This is a genomic window from Microlunatus capsulatus, from assembly GCF_017876495.1.
Classification (GTDB): Bacteria; Actinomycetota; Actinomycetes; order Propionibacteriales; family Propionibacteriaceae; genus Microlunatus; species Microlunatus capsulatus.
On record NZ_JAGIOB010000001.1, the window covers coordinates 2,854,343 to 2,874,116 of the forward strand.

The following is a 19,774-nucleotide window of genomic DNA, read 5'->3' on the forward strand; positions in this document are numbered from 1 at the left end:
CACGGGTGCCCCCTCACCCGGTCACCGCCAGGCGCTCGACCTGCAGCACCGACCAGGGGCTGAACACGAACGGGGTCGCCCCCACCGCACGCACCACGTCGTCCCATGCCCCCCACTTCCAGTCCATGACCTCGGCAGGGTTCGCTGCGGGGTCCGCGACCGGATGCAGGGCGCGGGCCCGGTACACCGGGCAGATCTCGTTCTCGACGACGCCGCTGGCGTCGGTGGCGGTGTAGGCGAAGTCGGGCAGCACGCACTCGAGCGGTCCGACGGCCAGGCCCAGCTCCTCGCCGACGCGGCGGCGGACGGCGTCCTCCATGTCCTCGCCGGGCGCGGGGTGGCCGCAGCAGGTGTTGGTCCACACGCCGGGCCAGGTGCGCTTGCCCAGCGCCCGCCGGGTCAGCAGCAGGCGGTCGTCCTCGTCGAACAGGTAGAGCGAGAAGGCCAGGTGCAGGGGCGTCTCCGCGTCGTGCACCTCGGACTTCAGCCGCTGCCCGATGGGCTCGCCGGCCGCGCTCATCAGCACCACCGACTCCTCGGTCACCGTCATCGGGGTCCCTCTCCGCAGCAACGGCTGCGGCGGTCCCCGTGACCTGCTCGACCCGCGTCGTCCACGCCGTCACTCTAGCGAGGCGTCCACAGGACCCCGGCCGCGCGCGGGCCGCGCCCGGACGGCGTCCCGCGCGGCGGACCGGGGTGATCCGCCCCACACCGGATCCGCCCCCCGGGGTCCCGCCGCGGGGGCCGTCACGCTCAGCGGGTAACGAGTGCGTTCCACTTCGGCCGGGAATGCGCTCCGGGGGCCGGTCGAGGATTTCCTCCCGGGGTCAGGGCGGGGGAAATGCCCTACGATGAGCCGCGGCGCTCCCCCGGTGCGGAGGGTGCGCATCTTTGTTCATCATTCGACTGCTCAGCATGCGTCGGCGGGGACGGCGAGCGGCCAAGGGGGACACCAACAGCATGAGTGACGAGCGCATCAGTGTGCTCATCGCCAACCCGTCGCCCGACGTCTACGGGTCCGACCTGCAGATGCTGGAGAGCATCTCGGCGATGACCGCGCAGGGCTGGCGGGTCGTGGTGGCTCTGCCGTCCGACGGCGAGCTGGTCCCCCGGATCCGGGCGCGCGGCGGTGAGGTCCACTTCTTCTCCTTCCCGGTGCTGCGCCGGGCCAACCAGTCGGCGGCCGCCTTCGCCGGCATGGTCGGCTCCGCGGCGCTGGCGGTGCCCCGGCTGGTCGGGCTGATCCGCCGGCTGAAGCCCTCGCTGGTCTACGTCAACACCGTCACCCTGCCGTGGTGGCTGCTGGCCGCCCGGCTGACCGGCACCCCGACCGTCTGCCACCTGCACGAGGCCGAGAACACCGACTCCCCGGTCGTGCGCCGCGCGCTCGTCGCGCCGCTGCGGCTGGCGCACGCCGTCATCGTCATCAGCCGGTCGGCGATGGCCGCCATGGTGGAGGCCGACCCCGGCCTGGAGGCCCGCGGCCGGCTCATCTACAACGGCGTGCCCACCCCGCCCGAGGAGCCGTCCCCGCCCGCCCGCGACCTGCCGCTGCGCGCCGTCGTCGTCGGCCGGCTCTCCCCGCGGAAGGCGCCGCACCTGGCGCTGGAGGCCGTCGGCCGGCTCCGCCAGCAGGGCGTCGCCCTCGAGGTCGAGCTCGCCGGCTCCGCCTTCCCCGGTTACGAGTGGTACGTCGAGCAGCTGGAGCAGCGCGCGGCCCAGGAGGACCTGGCCGGCGCCGTCACCTTCTCGGGCTACTGCTCGCCCATCTGGCCCGCCCTGGAGCGCGCCGACCTGGCCATCGCCCCCTCGCTGCGCGAGCCCTTCGGCAACGCCGTCGTCGAGGCGCAGATGTCGCTGCGGCCGGTCGTCGCCACCGCGGCCCTCGGCCACCTGGAGAGCATCACCGACGAGCAGACCGGCCTGCTGGTCCCGGCCGAGGACGTGGACGCGATGGCCGACGCCGTCCGGCGCCTCGTCGAGGACGCCGAGCTGGCCGGCTCGCTGGCCGCCGCCGCCCGCGCCAACGCGCTCGCGCGCTTCACCACCGGGCGCTACAACGCCGAGGTCGTGGGGCTCGTCCGCGAGCTGACCGGCACCGTGGAGGTGGCCCCGTGAGCGCCGTCGCCAGCCTGGCCGGGGTGCTGGACCGGCTGCCGGGCAGCCGTCGGTTCACCGCCACCCCGCGCTCGCGGACGGTCCGCATCCTCGGCACCCACGGCGTGCCCGCGAACTACGGCGGCTTCGAGACCGCGGCCGAGAACGTGGCCCTGTTCCTGCGCGACCAGGGCTGGCGCGTCGTCGTCTACTGCCAGGTCCCGGGCACCGGTCCGGTGACCGAGGACGTCTGGAACGGCCTGGAGCGGGTGCTCATCCCCGTCGACCGGGAGGGCTGGCTGGGCACGTCGCAGTTCGACTGGCTCTCCATCACCCACGCCGCGAAGCACCGCGACGTCTGCCTCACCTTCGGCTACAACACCGCCGTCTTCAACGTGGTGCAGCGGGTGCTCGGCATCCCCAACGTCATCAACATGGACGGCATCGAGTGGTCGCGGGCCCGCTGGGGCAAGCTGCGCCAGGCCATCCTCTACACCAACGAGCGGATCGCCTGCTTCGTCGGCAACCACCTCGTCGCCGACCACCCGGTCATCGAGACCTACCTGCACACCCGGGCGCCGGCGCGGAAGGTCAGCACGGTCACCTACGGCGGCCCGACGGTGCTCGACGCCCCGACCGACGTCGTGGAGGCGCACGGGCTCACCCCCGGCCGCTACCTGACGCTGATCGCCCGGCCGATCCCCGAGAACACGATCCTCGAGATCGTGCAGGGCTTCTCGGCCCGCCCGCGCGGCGTCGAGCTGGTCGTCCTGGGCGGCTACAAGCCCGACGAGGACGCCTACCACCGGGCCGTCGTCGAGGCGGCCGGTCCCGAGGTGCGCTTCGTCGGCGGCATCTACGACCCGGCGGCCACCGCCGCCCTCCGCTTCCACAGCCTCGGCTACGTGCACGGCCACACCGTCGGCGGCACGAACCCGTCGCTGGTCGAGGCGCTGGGCGCCGGGAACCCGGTGATCGCGCACGACAACGCCTACAACCGCTGGGTGGCCGGCGACGCCGCCCTCTACTTCCGCACCGCCGCGGACGTCGACGCCCGGGTCGGGGAGCTGGTGGCCTCCCCGGAGACCGCCGCCCGGCTCGGCGCGGCCGCCCGCGTCCGGCACGCCTCCGAGTTCACCTGGGAGCACGTCGCCGGCCAGTACGAGCAGCTGCTGCTGCCCTACCTCGGGCCCGACGGGCGCCGAGGGGTCACCGCGGGGATGGCCGACACGCACGAGACCGGAGGGATGCCGGTGGTCCAGACCGCAGGGACAACAGGAAGCGAGCAGTCGTGATCAGAGTCGGAGTCGTGGGGCTGGGCAAGATGGGCCTCTCCCACCTGTCCATGTTCAACGCCCACCCGGAGGTGGAGGTCGCGGGCATCTGCGACTCCGCCGGCTACATGCTGGGCGTGCTGAACAAGTACACCGGGCTGAAGACCTACGCCGACATGGGCGCGATGCTCGACGACGCCGAGCTCGACGCCGTGGTCATCTCGACCCCGTCGAGCATGCACGCGCCGATGGTCCGCACCGCTCTGGAGCGCGGGGTGAGCGTCTTCTGCGAGAAGCCGTTCTGCCTCGACCCGGCCGACTCCGCCGCCCTCACCGCGCTGGCGGAGGAGAAGGGCCTGGTCACCCAGGTCGGCTACCACTACCGCTTCGTCGGCGCCTTCGCCGAGGTGAAGCGGCTGCTGGACCTCGGTGCCATCGGCCGGGTCACCCACGTGCTGGCCGAGGCCTACGGCCCCGTCGTGCTCAAGCCGCAGGGCAGCACCTGGCGGACCAAGAAGGCGCTCGGCGGCGGCAGCCTCTACGACTACGCCGCGCACCCGCTGAACCTCGTCAACTGGTACCTGGGCGAGGCGGAGCGGGCCGGCGGCTCGGTGCTCAACCCGGTGTTCTCCCGCGAGACCGACGACGAGGTGTTCAGCACCCTGTTCTTCGACCCGGCCACGCCGGGCGGGGCGCCGGTCACCGCTCAGCTGTCGGTGAACTGGAGCGACGAGTCGCAGCGCAAGATGACGACCAAGGTGACCATCTGGGGCACCGAGGGCCGCATCTCCGCCGACCGCCAGGAGGTGCAGGTCTTCCTCCGCGACGGCGCCGCCGTGCCCGACGGCTACGTGCCCGGGTGGAACGTCAAGTACACGACGGAGCTGACCGAGGAGGTCTGGTTCTACCTGCGCGGCGAGGAGTACAGCGCGCAGGTCGACACCTTCGTCACCCGGGTGATCAAGGGCGAGACCGAGGGCGTCAACAACTTCGCCCACGCCGCCGCCACCGACCGGGCCATCCAGCTCATGGTCGACGACGCCGCCGGCGTGGTCCGCGCCCCCGCGACGGGTGCGCTCGCCGCCCCGGCCGGGCGGACCGGCCGTTCCCTGCCCGGGGCCGTGCGCTCCCGGGTCCGCTCGCTGCTGCAGAAGGTGGGGGTCGCCCGATGACCACGACGACGACCGAGCAGGTCCGGATGGACCGGCTGCTGTTCGGGGACAACCAGTTCTTCGGCGTGAACCACATGTCCGAGGAGAAGGCCCGCGCGCAGGCCATGAAGTTCCAGGACATCAGCGTGGTGCAGTCGGTGCTCGACGACGCCTACGACGAGGGCGTCACGACCTTCATGTGCACCACGCACGACCGGATCGCCCTGGTGGCCGATCACGTCCGCGCCAACCCCGAGCGCTACCCGGACATGACCTTCTACCCGTGCATGCCGTACGCGCACAAGTACGCCAACGCCATGACCGAGGACGGCCCGCTGGGCGCCATCAAGCGCTTCCTGCCGGACGAGGGCTTCCTCGACGCGGCGCTGCGCGGCAGCCGCTCGCTGGCCACCAAGGACATCGAGGGCATCGTCACGCTGCTCATCGACTCCGAGATGAAGATGTTCGCCGGGCTCCGGACGCCGGTCATCTTCCTGCAGAACGTCGTCGTCGACCTGCTCCTCGGGCTGGGCTTCAACGAGGCCTTCAAGATCTTCCACGACCACGTCCGGGCCCGCTACGGCGCCGAGCCGGGGTTCATCACCATGAACACCCCGGCCCTGCTGGACGTGCTGGACGGCCTCGGGATCGTCAACCCGATCGTCTGCTCCAACATCAACAAGGTCGGATTCCGGATGAGCGGCGGCATGGAGGCCTACCACCGGATGCTGGCCGAGCGGGAGTTCCGCGCGATCGCCATGTCGGTCTTCGCGTCCGGGGCCATCGAGCCGCGCGAGGCGATCGAGTGGGTCTGCGCCCAGCCGAACATCGAGTCGATCGTGTTCGGGGCCTCCAGCCGCCGCAACATCGCCGGCACCAAGGCCCTCGTCGACCAGTACTGGGTCCGCTGAGCGCTCCGGGGCCCGGGGGTCACGAGGCTGTGACGTCGGGCTCATCCGCCGCCTTTCCGGGCGGCGGCGGGGCCCTTTCCGGCTACCCTTCCGGTACCGGACGCCGGGGTGCCGAGAATCCAGTCCGCAAACACCCGCGTGTGGGGAGTTGAGCACATTGTCTGTCGGTTATCTCGCCCACAGCTTCGACCTTCTGAACGTCCGCGACCTCGACCTGGTGGCCCAGGCCGGGGAGCGCTGCGACGAGCTCGTGGCCGGCGTCCTCGCCGACGACCTCGTCGAACAGCGCTACGGCCGGCGGCCGGTGGTGCCGGTGGCCGAGCGGCTCGCCCTGGTCGCCCGCGTCCGCGGGGTCAGCCGCGCCGTCGAGCAGACGGGTGCCGAGGTGCCCGCCGAGGTGGGAGCCGTGACGGCGTTCGTCGTCGCCGACGAGCCCTCGGTGCTCGACGGGGTCGACGCCGTCGTGCTCAGCCCGCGCCGGGAGACCGCCTCCGACGTGCTCCGGCACGCGCTGCGGGCCGCGGTCTCCGACGAGGCCGTCGCCTGATGGCCGCCGGCACCCAAGTGCAGGCCCGCGGCTTCGGCGCGGCCCACGCCCAGCTCCGCAACGCGCAGAAGACGTCCAAGGGCGCCCCGGCGTACTCGCTCTACGTGAACCGCCCGCTGGGCAGGGTCTTCGCGGCCGCCGCCTTCCAGGTGGGGATGACCCCCAACCAGGTGACCTGCGTCAGCGCCCTGGCCACGTTCAGCGGCATCGTCTGGCTCGCCGCGGGCGCGCCCACCTGGCTGACCGGCATCGGCGTCTGCCTGCTGCTGGTGCTCGGCTACGCCCTCGACTCCGCCGACGGCCAGCTCGCCCGGCTGCGCGGCGGCGGCAGCCCGGCCGGGGAGTGGCTGGACCACATGTTCGACGCGGCCAAGAACTCGATGCTGCACCTGGCGGTGCTGATCATCGCCTTCCGGCACTTCGACCTGGCGCTGGGCTGGCTGCTGGTGCCGATCGCCTTCACCGTCGTCACCGCCGTGATGTTCTTCGGCATGCTGCTCAACGACTTCCTGGCCCGGGTGGACCGCGCCCAGCACGGCCGGCCGGCGCCGTCGACGGAGGGGTCGACGCCGCTGCGGACCCTCATGAAGATCCCCGCCGACTACGGCGTGCTCTGCCTGGTGTTCCTCGTGCTCGGCGCCCCGCTGGTCTTCTTCACCCTCTACGGCCTGCTGGGGCTGGGCACGCTCGGCTACCTCGCGCTGGCCCTGCGCAAGTGGTACCGCGACGTCTCCGCGCTCGGCGCCCCGGAGCGGGTGGCGGCGTGAGCACCCCGGTCGTCGGCTACGTGCCGGGCGCCTGGGACATGTTCCACGTCGGGCACCTCAACATCCTGCTGCGGGCCCGCGAGCACTGCGACCGGCTCGTCGTCGGCGCCGTCACCGACGAGGCCCTCTTCGCGGCCAAGGCCAAGCACCCGGTGGTGCCGCTGGCCGAGCGGCTCGAGGTGGTGGCCGCGCTCGACCTCGTCGACGAGGTCACCACCGACTTCTCCTCGGACAAGCTCGAGGTGTGGGAGCGTGTCCGCTTCGACGTGCTCTTCAAGGGCGACGACTGGCGGGGGACCGCCAAGGGCGACAAGCTCGAGGCCGACATGGCGTCGGTCGGGGTGAGGGTGCACTACTTCCCCTACACCGTGCACACCTCCAGCACGCTGCTGCGCTCGCTGCTCTCCGAGCGCTGAGCCCGGCCCTCCCCGGGCTCCCCTCCGCCGGTCAGCTGGGGGCGCGGCCGCGGAAGGCGACCACCGGGGTGTCGACCGAGTAGTCGACGGTGATCAGCACGTCGGAGCGTCGGTCCTCCGGCACCGCGAAGACGAAGGTGCCGCTCGCGCGCTCCCCGGGGGCCACCGACCTCGGCAGCGCGCGGGTGCCCGGACCGCTCAGCGCGGACCCTGGGGCCTCGTCGGCCCCGTGGTAGAGGTTGACGACGGTGCTGGACAGGTCGACCCGCTCGCCGGACCGGTTGGTCAGGGTGACGGTGGCGCGGACCGCCGGCCCGGACACCTCGCCGGGCCCGCTCGCCTCGCCGGCGACGGCCTCGAGCCGGCTCACCCGCGCGGTCAGGCCCTCCTCGACCTCCTCCGGCTCGTCCAGCGGCACCGGCGGCTTCGTGCTGACCTCGGCCGTCGGCGCCGGGGCCTCCTCCGGCTCCTCCTCCGCGGTGGCGCTCGCCGACGGCGAGGTCCGCGCGGTCGGGCTCGCGGCGGCGGTCGGGCCGGCCGAGGACGGGGCGGCCGTCGGGACCGGGCTGGCGGTGGGCGTCGCCGACGGGGACGTCTCCGGCGTGGTGGCCGGGGAGCCGCTGGGCACCGGGGTGCCGGCGGGCGGCTCGACGGCGGCCGGCTCGGACCGCACCTGCCGGACCACCAGCACGGCGGCCACGAGCACGGCCACGACGGCCAGGACCAGGGCCAGCCGGACCGGCCAGGTCCGGGGTGCGTCTGCCGCCATGGGGTCTCCTGCTCGCTCGCGCCGGGGTGCGGGCGCTCGCCCGCCCCACCATTGTCGCCGCCGGCCGCCGCTCCGCGGGCACCGTCCGCGCCGGTCCCGGAGCGGTCCGCGGGGGCCCGGTGGCGGCCAGATCTCGATTGGCTTGCGATGTCCGCGACGCCCCGGGGAGGCTCGGGACGCTCTGCTAACGTCGGCGGGACGGTGCCGCCGAGGGTGCGAGCCTGCCGCGGACCAGGGGAGAACACGTCGCGTGTCGTCGAGAGCACACCAGCGGTGGACCCGTGGGTCCGTCGTCGGTCTGGTGGTCGCGGCCCTCGTGCTGCTGCTCCTGCTCGGCGTCGTCCTGGTCGACCGCCGCTCCCGCGGCGGGGACGCCACCGCTGAGCCCACCTACCGCGACGGCCGCGTCGTCATCTCCGACACCTTCGAGCGTGACCTCGACACCGGCTGGGGCGAGGCCGACTCGGGCGGGCCCTACGCGCTCACCGGCGCGACGGACTTCCACGTCGACGGCGGCACCGGTCTCGTCCGGCTGCCGCGGGCCTCGGTCGGCCACCTCGCCGCGCTGACGCGCGAGCGCCCGCAGGACCTCACCGCGTCCGTCGACGTCATCGCTCCCGCACCGGTGCGCCGTGGGAGCGGGGTCTACGTCGCGATGCACCTGCGCACCAACGGCCCCTTCTACTACCGGCCCGTCCTCCGCTTCGCCCCCGACCGCAAGGTCTACCTCTCGCTCTCCCGCTTCGACGGCAGCACCGAGGACCAGCTGGTGCTGGCCACCGAGAAGATCGTCGCCACGGGCGTCAGGGCCGGCACCCGGCTCACCTTCACGGCGTCGGTCACCGGGATGACGCCGGTCACCGTGCGCGCCGGGGTCTCGGCCGGCGCGGGCGAGGCCAGCGGGGTCGAGGCCGTCGACGCCAGCGCGTCCCGGCTGGCCGCCGGCGGGTCGCTGGCCCTGTGGGCCTACGTGGCCGGCAGCTCCGACGCCGACAAGGTGGTCGGCTTCGACAACCTGAACGTCCGCCAGCAGGTGGCCGAGACGCCGGGCACCGCGGACGGCACCGGCTCCATCGGCGGCGGCGTGGTGGTCCCGGCCGGCCAGGACGGCACGGCCGGCGACGACGCCCCCGACGACGCCGCGGGCCGGCCCACCGGCTCCGCGCCGATCGGCTCCACCCGCTACCCCGTCCCCGACGGGGCCCTGCTGGTCAGCCGCGACGCGGCGGCCGGCGGCGACGGCTCGGCGCAGGCCCCGTTCACGCGGATCCAGGACGCCGTCGACCGGGCCCCGGCCGGCGGCACCGTGGTGGTCCGGGCCGGCAGCTACCACGAGAGCGTCGTGCTGCCCATCGAGCGCACGGTCAACCTGCAGGCCTACCCCGGCGAGCCGGTGTGGCTCGACGGCAGCAGCGTGCTGAAGGGCTGGCAGCGCCGCGGCGACGTGTGGGAGGTGCGCTGGACGAAGACGTTCGACTCCAGCCCCACCTACACCCGCGGGGCGCCTGAGCGGGACGAGCCGGGGTGGCGCTTCGTCAACCCGGCGCACCCGATGGCCGCGCACCCCGAGCAGGTCTGGGTCCGCGGACGGCCCCAGACCCAGGTCCGGACCCGTGCCCAGGTCGTCGAGGGCACCTTCTTCGTCGACGCCGGGCGTGAGCGCCTGGTGCTGGGCACCGACCCCGCCGGCGCGACCGTCCGGGCCAGCACGCTGTCGAAGGGGCTCACCGTCGTGGGCCGCGGCGACACGGTCCGCGGGATCGGCGTCCGGCGCTACGCGACCTCGGTCTGGCAGCTCGGCGCCGCGACGGTGAACAACACCGGCGTCCGGCTGTCCGACATGGTCTTCGAGGACAACGCGACCACGGGGCTCTCGGTGTTCGCCGCCGATGTCACGCTGCGCGACCTCACCGCCTCGCGCAACGGGCTGATGGGCCTGCACGCCCACCAGGCCGACCACCTCGACGTCGCGAACGTCGTCGCCACCCAGAACAACCTGGAGCTGTTCAACCGGGCGCCCGCCGCCGGGGGGATGAAGCTGACCAGCTCCCGGCACGTCCGGGTCGAGGGCAGCGCGTTCGCCGACAACCTCGGCCACGGGCTGTGGTTCGACGCCGCCTCCTACGACGTCGACATCGTCTCCTCCCGCGCCGAGCGCAACACCGGCGCCGGGATGGTCGTCGAGATCTCCAGCGCTGTCCGGCTCGTCGACAACGTGCTGGTGGACAACGGGGTGCACGGGCTGTGGCTCATCGACACCGACCGGGCGGAGATCGCGAACAACACCTTCGCCCGCAACGACGAGGCCAACCTCGTCGTGGTGACCGACGGACGCACCCCGCAGAACCCCGGTCCCGGCGGCACCGACGAGCGCCGACCCGACGGCGACGGCATGCCGTGGGTGAGCCAGGACGTGGCGATCTACAACAACGTCTTCTCCGACGGCGGCGAGGGCTGCGTCGTCTGCCTCGTGGACTACACCGGCAAGCGGTCGGGCGAGCAGCTCGACGTCGAGCTCGACCACAACCTGTACCACCTGGCGACGGCGCGGGCGCACCCCGTCTTCGCCAGCTGGCCCTCCGCCGCGGGCAAGCCGGCGCTCTACGACGACTTCGCCGCCTACCGCACGGCCACCGGCCAGGACCCGGCCAGCGTCCTCGTCGTCGGCGGCGACCGGCTGGTCGACCGCGACGGCCGGGTCGCCCGCTCCGCGGCCGAGGACGCCGCCGACGTGCCCCGCGCGCTCGACACCGCGGCGGACGACGCCGCCGCCGGGGCGGCCCCCCAGCGGCCCCGTCTCGGCGCCTGGCAGCGCTAGAGACCCGGTCCCTGGTTCTGCAGACACAGTGACCCGTGAGGGGCCGGATCCGGCTCACCCGACCCCACTGCGTCTGCAGAACCAGGGTGACCCCGCGGTCCGGTCCTGCGCCGACGGCCGCGAGTGCTGGGAAACCGTCTGTCCGGCGGCCCCGGCGTCGCGGGTTCTCAGCACTCGCACCCCGGACGCACGACGTCCCGCCGTCCCCGGGCGGGGAGGGCGGGACGTCGGGGGTGGGTCAGGCGGAGGGGGCGTCCCAGCTGACGGCGGAGGAGCTGCGACGGCTGGCGCGGGCGGCGCCCTTGTCGCTCTGCCGGGTGCGGCGGGACTCGGTGCCGGTGTAGCCCGAGGTGGCGGGCAGCTCGCGGTCGGCGACCTCGTTGAGCACGACGCCGAGGACGGTGAGGCCGGCGACGTCGGCCGTGTCCAGCGCCTGCTGCAGCTGCGGGCGCCGCACGCTGGAGGCGTCGGCGACCAGGACGGCGCCGTCGACCTGGCCGCGCAGCGCGGTGACGTCGGCGACGGCCAGCACGGCCGGGGTGTCGACGACCACGAACTCGTAGCGGCTGCGCAGCTCGCCCATCAGCGCGGCGAGGGCGGGGGAGGCCAGCACCTCGGTCGGGTTGGCGCTGGTGCCGCCGGCGGTCAGCACGTCGAAGTGGCCGTTGCGGACGGCCTGGACGGTGCCGGCCACGCCGGTCGGGTCGCCCAGCACGGTCAGCAGGCCGGTGCCGCCGTCGGTGCGGGTGATCTCGGCGACGCGCGGCCGGCGCAGGTCGCCGTCGACGAGGACGACGCGGCGGCCGGCCTCACCCAGGGCGGCGGCCAGGTTGGCGGCGATGGTCGAGCGGCCCTCGTCGCGGACGGAGGAGGTGACGGCGAGCGCGAAGCTCGACCGGCCGCCGGCCAGCTGCTCGATGCTCGAGCGCAGGTGCCGGATGTCCTCGGCGCTGCGGCTGTCGGCGTCGTCGATGACCACGAGCGCGCGGTTCTGCAGGTTGGCCGCGTGCCGGATGGCGCCGAGCACGGGCTCGTCGGTGATCTCGGCCAGGGCGGCGGGGCTGTGCACCCGGTTGTCCATCCGGGCCCGGGCCAGCACGATGCCGGTCGCCAGCAGCAGCCCGACGAGCAGGCCGAGGGCGGTGTTGCGGCGGGTGTCGGGGGAGGACTGGACCGTCGGCGGCAGGGCGGTCTGGATCGACTGGACCGTCACCAGCGAGCGGCCGCTCGGCAGCTTCGGGCCGACGGTGTCGACGGCGTTCCCCAGCTGGGAGCCGACGGAGTTGGCGATGGCGGCGGCGGTCTCGGCGTTGGCGTTGGCCACGGCGATCTGCATGACCACGGTGTTGCGCGGGGTGGTGATCCGGATGCTCCGGGCCAGCTCCTTGACCGTCATCGTCAGGCCCAGGTCGTCGATCACCGGGTTCAGCACCGCCGGCGACGTGGCCAGCTGGCCGAACGACGCCATCTGGTCCTGCACGTAGTTGCTGCCCTGGGCCAGCTCGGCGGCGGAGTCGCCGACGCTCACGGTGAAGTACTGGCTCGCGGTCGCGGTGTAGAGCGGCGTCCTCGTCGTCGAGACGGCGTAGACGCCGGCCCCGACCAGCAGGGTGATGAGTCCGATCAGGATCCAGTGCCGCAGCAGCAGCCGGACGGAGGAGGCAAAGCTCATGACGGGAGAGACCTCTCGAGCGACGTGTCGTGCGCGCAGGGACGGCGCACGGGAACGGGCCGACGCCGAGAGCCACCGGGACCCGGCCCCGGTGTCGTCGGATACTGTAATCCACCCGGCCCCGCCCGCCGGGCGCTCCGCGCAGGTCCGTCACCGCCGCGTCGCGCCCCCGCGCCGGTCGGGGGCGCCGGGGACGCCGCCACTGAGATCGAGATCACCCGCCCGGCGCGGCCGCCCCGAGGAGCCCCGATGACGCCCAACCACCCCGAGAGCTCGGCCGTGGTCGTCGCCGTCCTCACCTTCCGGCGCGCCGACCAGCTGGCCGTGCTGCTGCCCCAGCTGGTGGACCAGGCGGCCGGGCTCGACGCCGCCGGGCCCTGGACCACGACCGTCGTCGTCGTCGACAACGACGCCGCCCGCAGCGCCGAGCCGGTGGCCGCCGCGCACGCGCCGCGGGTCCGCTACGTGCACGAGGAGACCCCGGGCATCGCCGCCGGGCGGGCCCGCGCCGTCGCCGAGGCCGCCGACGCCGACGTCCTGGTGTTCATCGACGACGACGAGGAGCCGGCGCCGGGCTGGCTCACCGGGCTCCTCGGCACCTGGCACGCGGAGGGCCGGCCGGCGGGGGTCGTCGGCCGGGTCTCGCCCACCTACGCCGGCGTCACCGACCCCTGGATCGAGGCCGGCGGCTTCTTCAAGCGGCGCCGGTACCCGACGGGGACCGAGGTCGCCGCGGCGTCCTCGGCCAACCTGCTGCTGGACCTGCGGCTGCTCCGCGCCCTCGGCCTGACCTTCGACCGCGGCCTGGGGATGCGGGGCGGGGAGGACACCCTGCTCACCCGGACGCTGACCCGGGCCGGCCACCGGCTGGTCTGGTGCGACGAGGCGGAGGTGGTCGACCACATCCCGCCGGCCCGGATGGACCGGCGCTGGGTGCTGCGCCGGGCCTTCAGCCACGGCGCGGTGGCCAGCCGGATCGAGCTCGGCTTCGCCGGCGGCGGGGTCACCGCGCGGCTCCGGCTGGCGGCCGGCGCGCTCGCGCGGGTCGCGGCGGGGCTGCTCCGGGCCCTGCTCGGGCGCCTCGGCGGCGGTCTGGGGCAGCGCGCCCGCGGCTGGCGGCTGGCGGCCAAGGGGGCGGGGATGCTCGTCGGGGCCCTCGGCCGCGACGTGGCCGAGTACCGCCGCTGAGAGATCTCCGTCACAGCGGGCCGCCGCTCCCGCGGGAGCCGGACACGAACAGGTAACGACGAGCAGCGGGACTTGGGACCGTTCCTTAGTCTTCCTCTGCGACGGAACCCACGGGGGGTGGGGCCGCGCACCGAACACTCGGGGAACCCAACTCATGGCGTTGACGCCTTCGCGTGCCAAGCGCGCTCTCACCGGCCTGCTCTCGACCACCATCCTCGCGGGTGCGCTGGTCGCGGCGGGCACCGGCCAGGCCTCCGCGGCCGAGGCCGCGTCCACCTACAACGTCGTCGACCGCGACGCCGCCAAGGGCGTGACGGCCGACGCGCTGCCGACCGTGCAGATCGACGGCGTCGTCTGGGACCAGGCCATCGTCGGGGACACCGTGTACGCGGGCGGCCAGTTCGCCAACGCGCGCCCGGCCGGCGCGGCCGCGGGGACCAACCTCACGCCGCGGGGCAACCTGCTCTCCTACAACATCCGCACCGGCGTGCTCAACCCCGGCTTCGCGCCCACGGTCAACGGGCGGATCCGGGCCATGGCCGTGTCGCCGGACAAGTCGCGGCTCTACGTCGTCGGCTCGTTCACCACGGTCAACGGCCAGAGCCGCAGCCGCGTCGCCGCCTTCAACACCAGCGACGGCTCGCTCGTCTCCACGTTCAAGCCGGTGGCCAGCTCCGACGTCTTCTCCATCGCGGTCTCGAACGACGCCGTCTACCTCGGCGGTTGGTTCGGCGCGGTCAACGGCGTCGCCCGGCAGCGGCTCGCCGCCGTCAGCCCCAGCACGGGCGCCACGCTCGCCTGGGCGCCGACCGCCGACAGCACGGTCAACACCATGACGCTGACGCCCGACGGCTCGCGGCTCGTGGTCGGCGGCATCTTCGCCGCCCTCAACGGCTCGGCCGCCATCGGCCTCGGCTCGCTGGACGCCACGACGGGCACCCTCTACCCGTTCGCCGCGAACCAGACCATCAAGAACTACGGCAACTCCGCGGGCATCTACAGCCTGAAGAGCGACGGCACCAACATCTACGGCGCGGCCTACTGGTACGGCGGGACCGGCAACTTCGAGGGCATGTTCGTCGCCGACCCGATGAGCGGCGCCCTCAAGTCGATGGCCGACTGCCACGGCGACACCTACGACGTGTCGCCCGTCGGCGGCGTGGTCTACACCGTGAGCCACCACCACGACTGCTCGAACATGAACGGCTTCCCCGACACCAACCCGCGCAGCCGCTGGATGCGGGCGAACGCCTTCACCGTCGACGCGACCACCACCACCGGCCCCAACAACGCCGGCGGCTACTACAGCTTCCAGGGCCAGCCGTCGTCCTCGATCGTCAACTGGTTCCCCGACGTCTCCGTCGGCTCCTTCACCGGCCAGTCGCAGGGCGGCTGGACCACCGAGGCCACCAGCGAGTACGTCGTCCAGGGCGGGGAGTTCCCGCTGGTCAACAACGTCGGCCAGCAGGGCCTGGTGCGCTTCGCGATCCCCTCGATCGCGACGAACAAGCAGGGCCCCCGCGCCACCGCCGCCGACAGCGCGCCGAGCCTGCGCGGCATCTCCGGCTCCTCGGTCCGCGTCTCGTTCAAGGCGAACTTCGACCGCGACGACCAGCAGCTCACCTACAAGCTCTTCCGCACCGACCGGCCCGCCACCCCGGTGCTGACCCGGACGGTCACCTCCCAGTTCTGGAACCGGCCGATCCAGGTCTTCACCGACACCGGGCTCACGCCGGGCGCGAGCTACGGCTACTACGTCACCGCGACCGACCCCTCGGGCAACACGGCGAAGAGCGCGACCACCTCGATCACGACCGGCACCACCGTCGTCGACGACAGCCCCTACTCCCGCGCCGTGCAGACCGACGGCGCCACCCACTACTGGCGCCTCGACGAGGCGGCCGGTGAGACCACCTCGGTCGACTGGGCCGGCGGCAACGACCTGGTGCTGGGCAGCGGCGTCACCAACGGCGCGGCGGGGGCCGTCACCGGCTCGCCCGACACGGCGGCCACCTTCGACGGCACCGCCGCCGGCGTGGCCGGCCAGACCAGCACCGAGCGCAGCACCAACACCTTCAGCGCCGAGGCCTGGTTCAAGACCACCACGGCCACCGGCGGCAAGATCCTCGGCTTCGGGGACAGCCAGACCGGGAACAGCGGCAGCTACGACCGGCACGTCTACATGGACAACAGCGGCCGGCTGACCTTCGGCGTCTACCCGGGCGGGGTCCGGGCGCTCACCAGCCAGGCCAGCTACAACAACGGCCAGTGGCACCACGTCGTCGCCTCGCTGTCGCCCGCCGGGCAGCAGCTCTACGTCGACGGCATCCGCGTCGGCACCGACGGCGGCACCACCTCCGGCCAGGACTTCCAGGGCTACTGGCGGGTCGGCGGGGACAACATCGGCGGCTGGCCCAACCAGCCCTCGAGCAGCAGCTTCGCGGGCACCGTCGACGACGTCGCCATCTACCCGACCGCGCTGAGCCAGACCCAGATCCGCGACCACTACACCAAGAGCGGGCGCACGGTCGACGTGCCGCCGGCCCCGACCGACCGCTACGGCCAGCAGGTCTACGGCGACAGCCCGCTGTTCTTCTGGCGCCTCGACGAGACCAGCGGCAGCACCGTCGCCGACGCCACCGAGGCGCGGACGGCCGGCAACGTCGCCGCCGGCGTCACCCTTGGGGGACCCAGCCCTGTGACCGCCGGCAAGGCCGCCGCCTTCGACGGCAGCACCGGCACCATCGCGACGGCCCGCACCTTCACCAACCCGACGGCCTACTCCGAGGAGGTCTGGTTCTCCACCACGACCACCAACGGCGGCAAGCTGATGGGCTTCGGCGACCAGCAGAGCGGCTACTCGGGCAACTACGACCGGCACATCTACCTGGAGAACAGCGGCCAGCTGACCTTCGGGGTGTGGACCGGCCAGGCCAACACCACGACGACGCCCGCCACCTACAACGACGGCCGCTGGCACCACATGGTGGCCACCCAGGACCCGACCGCCGGCATGCGGCTCTACGTCGACGGCGTCCTGGTGGGCACCAACGGGCAGACCTCCAACCAGGGCTACACCGGCTACTGGCGGATCGGCGGTGACACCTCCTGGGGTGGCAACAGCTCCTTCCTCGCCGGCTCGCTGGACGAGGCGGCCGTCTACCCCTACGCGCTGAGCGCCACCCAGGTGGCGGCGCACTACAACGCCTCCGACGCGGCGGTGAACGCGGCCCCGGTGGCCGCGCTGACCTCCTCCTGCACCGACGCCACCTGCTTCCTCGACGGCTCGGGCAGCAGCGACGCCGACGGCTCGGTCGCGGCCTGGGCCTGGGACTTCGGCGACGACACCACGGCCACCGGCTCGACGGCGACCCACACCTACGCGGCGTCGGGCACCTACACCGTGAGCCTGACCGTCACCGACGACAAGGGCGCCAAGGCCACCACGACCCGCCAGGTGATGGTGACCAAGCCGGTGCCGAACCAGGCGCCCGTCGCGGCCTTCACCAGCACCTGCGCCGAGCGGGCCTGCAGCTTCGACGCCGGCACCAGCGCCGACGCCGACGGCACCGTGGCGACCTACGCCTGGACGTTCGGCGACGGGGACACCTCCGCGCTGGCCGCCCCGACCCACACCTACGCGGTCGACGGCACCTACCAGGTGACGCTGACCGTGACCGACGACCGCGGCGGCAGCGACACCGTCACCCACCCGGTCTCGGTGCAGAAGGCGAACACGGCCCCTGTGGCCGCGTTCACCTCGACCACGACGGACCTCGTCGCGGCCTTCGACGCCTCGGCCTCGGCCGACGCGGACGGGACCGTCGCCGGCTACGCCTGGACCTTCGGCGACGGCACCACGGGCACCGGCGCCACGCCGCGCCACACCTACCCGCGGGCCGGCAGCTTCGACGTCACCCTCACGGTGACCGACAACCGCGGCGGCACCAACCAGGTGACGCAGGCGGTCACCGTCACCGCCGCCCCGCCGGCGGCCAACGTCAAGCCGGTCGCGGCGTTCGCCTCCTCGGCGGCGGACCTGAAGGTGAGCGTGGACGGGTCGGGGTCGACCGACAGCGACGGCACCGTGGCGTCCTACGCCTGGGAGTACGGGGACGGGTCGACCGGGACCGGTCGGACCGACAGCCACACCTACGCGGCGGCGGGCACCTACAGCGTGAAGCTGACGGTGACCGACGACGGCGGGCTGAGCGACAGCGTCACCAAGAGCGTCACCGTCACCGCGGCCCCGCAGCCGCCGGCCAGCAGCGTCATCGCGGCCGACGCCTTCGGCCGCACCGGCAGCCGCTGGGGCACCGCCGACACCGGCGGGGCCTGGACCGACTCGGGCGCCACCTGGTTCTCCACCGCCGGCGGCAAGGGCGTGCTGGCCATGACCAAGGCCGGCTCCGGCCCGACGGCGACCCTGACCCGGGTCGCGGCCACCGACTCCACGACGACCACCGAGTTCGCGGTCGACAAGGTCGCGAACGGCGGCGGGCTCCAGGTCATCCTGGCGGCGCGCAAGCAGGGCACCTCGGAGTACCGGCTCAAGGCCCGGGTGCTGGCCGACGGCTCGGTCCGGCTCGGCGTCACCCAGGTCGTCTCCGGTGCGGAGACCTCCCTCAAGGAGGTCCTCGTCAGCGGCCTGACCGTCACCCCGGGCGAGGTCTACAAGATCCGCCTCGACGTGACCGGGACCGGCACCACCACGCTGGCCGCGAAGCTCTGGAAGGCCTCGGCGACCGAGCCGGCGACCGCCCAGGTGAGCGCCACCAGCACGGCGGCCGGCCTGCAGGGCCCCGGTGCCGCCGCGGTCCAGGGCTACCTGGCCTCGACGGTGACCAACCTGCCCGTGACGCTGCGCTTCGACGGCTACGCGGTGACCGCCCCCGGCACCACCACCCCGCCGGCGGCCAACGTGAAGCCCACCGCGGCGTTCGCCTCCTCGGCGGCGGACCTGAAGCTGAGCGTGGACGGGTCGGGGTCGACCGACAGCGACGGCACCGTGGCGTCCTACGCCTGGGAGTACGGGGACGGGTCGACCGGGACCGGTCGGACCGACGCCCACACCTATGCGGCGGCGGGCACCTACAGCGTGAAGCTGACGGTGACCGACGACGGCGGGCTGAGCGACAGCGTCACCAAGAGCGTCACCGTCACCGCCGCCCCGCCGGCGGCCAACGTGAAGCCCACCGCGGCGTTCGCCTCCTCGGCGGCGGACCTGAAGCTGAGCGTGGACGGGTCGGGGTCGACCGACAGCGACGGCACCGTGGCGTCCTACGCCTGGGAGTACGGGGACGGGTCGACCGGGACCGGTCGGACCGACGCCCACACCTATGCGGCGGCGGGCACCTACAGCGTGAAGCTGACGGTGACCGACGACGGCGGGCTGAGCGACAGCGTCACCAAGAGCGTCACCGTCACCGCCGCCCCGCCGGCGACCGCCGTCGTCGCCTCCGACGCCTTCGGCCGCACCGGCACCCGCTGGGGCGCCGCCGACGCCGGTGGCAGCTGGACCGACTCGTCGGCCTTCGCCACCAGCGGCGGCAAGGGCCTGGTGACCGTGGCCAAGGCGGGCTCCGGCCCGGTCGCCGCGCTCAACGGGGTCTCGGTCCTGGACTCCACCACCACCGTCTCGGTGGCGGCGGACAAGGTGGCCACCGGCGGCGGCAGCTACGTCACCGTCGCGGCCCGCAAGCAGGGCACGTCGGAGTACCGGCTGAAGGTCCGGCTGGTGGCCGACGGGACGGTGCGGCTCAGCACCACGTCGGTCTCCGCCGGCACCGAGACGCTGCTCAAGGACAGCCTGGTCAGCGGGCTCACCTACACCCCCGGTGACGTCCTCACGGTCCGCTTCGACGTGACCGGCACGGGCACCACGACGCTGGCCGGCAAGGTCTGGAAGGCGACCGGCACCGAGCCGGCCGCGGCCCAGGTCACCAGCACCAGCACGGTGGCCGGGCTGCAGAGCGCGGGTGCGGTGGCGCTGACCGCCTACCTGTCGGGCAGCAGCACCAACGCGCCGGTCGTGTTCGCCTTCGACGACCTGGTCGTCACCCGCCGCTGACGCCCCGCTCCTCCCACCCCGGCACGCCGCTCCCCGCGGAGCGCCGCCGGGTGGGAGGATCGGCGTCTGACCTCGGGGGAACGAGAGAGGCCAG

General features: G+C 73.7%; 13 protein-coding genes. 10 read left to right on the forward strand and 3 right to left on the reverse strand.

Going from position 1 to position 19,774, the window contains the following annotated elements:
* Positions 1–13 precede the first annotated feature (13 nt).
* A complete protein-coding gene (gene idi / locus JOF54_RS13200; protein WP_245358089.1) occupies positions 14–550 on the reverse strand; it encodes an isopentenyl-diphosphate Delta-isomerase in 537 nt (178 codons plus the stop codon).
* Positions 551–960: 410 nt separating this feature from the next.
* Between idi and JOF54_RS13205 the strand changes: the two genes are divergently transcribed.
* The 7 genes from JOF54_RS13205 to JOF54_RS13235 all read left to right on the forward strand — a co-directional run bounded on the left by JOF54_RS13205 (position 961) and on the right by JOF54_RS13235 (position 7,163).
* A complete protein-coding gene (locus JOF54_RS13205; protein WP_210056515.1) occupies positions 961–2,118 on the forward strand; it encodes a glycosyltransferase family 4 protein in 1,158 nt (385 codons plus the stop codon).
* The gene (locus tag JOF54_RS13210) at positions 2,115–3,392 is read left to right on the forward strand and encodes a DUF1972 domain-containing protein (RefSeq protein ID WP_307804138.1); all 1,278 of its coding nucleotides are present in this window, start codon (positions 2,115–2,117) and stop codon (positions 3,390–3,392) included. Before JOF54_RS13205 ends, JOF54_RS13210 begins: the two co-directional genes overlap by 4 nt.
* Positions 3,389–4,543 carry a Gfo/Idh/MocA family protein gene (locus JOF54_RS13215; protein ID WP_210056517.1) on the forward strand — a complete coding sequence of 385 codons (1,155 nt, stop codon included), beginning with the start codon at positions 3,389–3,391 and terminating at the stop codon, positions 4,541–4,543. Before JOF54_RS13210 ends, JOF54_RS13215 begins: the two co-directional genes overlap by 4 nt.
* Positions 4,540–5,433 carry a hypothetical protein gene (locus JOF54_RS13220; protein ID WP_210056519.1) on the forward strand — a complete coding sequence of 298 codons (894 nt, stop codon included), beginning with the start codon at positions 4,540–4,542 and terminating at the stop codon, positions 5,431–5,433. The genes JOF54_RS13215 and JOF54_RS13220 overlap by 4 nt, the downstream gene beginning before the upstream one ends.
* A gap of 148 nt (positions 5,434–5,581) precedes the next feature.
* Complete coding sequence (locus tag JOF54_RS13225; RefSeq protein WP_210056520.1) at positions 5,582–5,980, forward strand: hypothetical protein; 399 nt, start codon at positions 5,582–5,584, stop codon at positions 5,978–5,980.
* Positions 5,980–6,747, forward strand: a complete 768-nt coding sequence (locus tag JOF54_RS13230) for a CDP-alcohol phosphatidyltransferase family protein (RefSeq protein ID WP_210056523.1) — start codon at positions 5,980–5,982, stop codon at positions 6,745–6,747. The genes JOF54_RS13225 and JOF54_RS13230 overlap by 1 nt, the downstream gene beginning before the upstream one ends.
* Positions 6,744–7,163, forward strand: a complete 420-nt coding sequence (locus JOF54_RS13235) for an FAD synthase family protein (RefSeq protein ID WP_307804139.1) — start codon at positions 6,744–6,746, stop codon at positions 7,161–7,163. Before JOF54_RS13230 ends, JOF54_RS13235 begins: the two co-directional genes overlap by 4 nt.
* Before the next feature lie 31 nt (positions 7,164–7,194).
* On the opposite strand, the gene JOF54_RS13240 is transcribed toward JOF54_RS13235, so the two are convergent.
* Entirely contained in the window at positions 7,195–7,932 is a 738-nt protein-coding gene (locus JOF54_RS13240; protein WP_210056524.1) for a hypothetical protein, read from the reverse strand.
* A gap of 250 nt (positions 7,933–8,182) precedes the next feature.
* Here JOF54_RS13240 and JOF54_RS21965 point away from each other — a divergent pair, with 250 nt between their 5' ends.
* On the forward strand, positions 8,183–10,750 hold the full coding sequence (locus JOF54_RS21965; RefSeq protein ID WP_210056526.1) for a right-handed parallel beta-helix repeat-containing protein: 2,568 nt from the start codon (positions 8,183–8,185) through the stop codon (positions 10,748–10,750).
* Positions 10,751–10,988: 238 nt separating this feature from the next.
* Here the strand turns inward: JOF54_RS21965 and JOF54_RS13250 are convergent, their stop codons facing one another.
* The gene (locus JOF54_RS13250; RefSeq protein ID WP_210056535.1) at positions 10,989–12,422 is read right to left on the reverse strand and encodes a tyrosine-protein kinase domain-containing protein; all 1,434 of its coding nucleotides are present in this window, start codon (positions 12,420–12,422) and stop codon (positions 10,989–10,991) included.
* Positions 12,423–12,671: 249 nt separating this feature from the next.
* Between JOF54_RS13250 and JOF54_RS13255 the strand changes: the two genes are divergently transcribed.
* On the forward strand, positions 12,672–13,610 hold the full coding sequence (locus JOF54_RS13255; RefSeq protein ID WP_210056537.1) for a glycosyltransferase family 2 protein: 939 nt from the start codon (positions 12,672–12,674) through the stop codon (positions 13,608–13,610).
* 160 nt (positions 13,611–13,770) lie between these two features.
* The gene (locus JOF54_RS13260) at positions 13,771–19,680 is read left to right on the forward strand and encodes a PKD domain-containing protein (protein ID WP_210056549.1); all 5,910 of its coding nucleotides are present in this window, start codon (positions 13,771–13,773) and stop codon (positions 19,678–19,680) included.
* Positions 19,681–19,774: the final 94 nt, after the last annotated feature.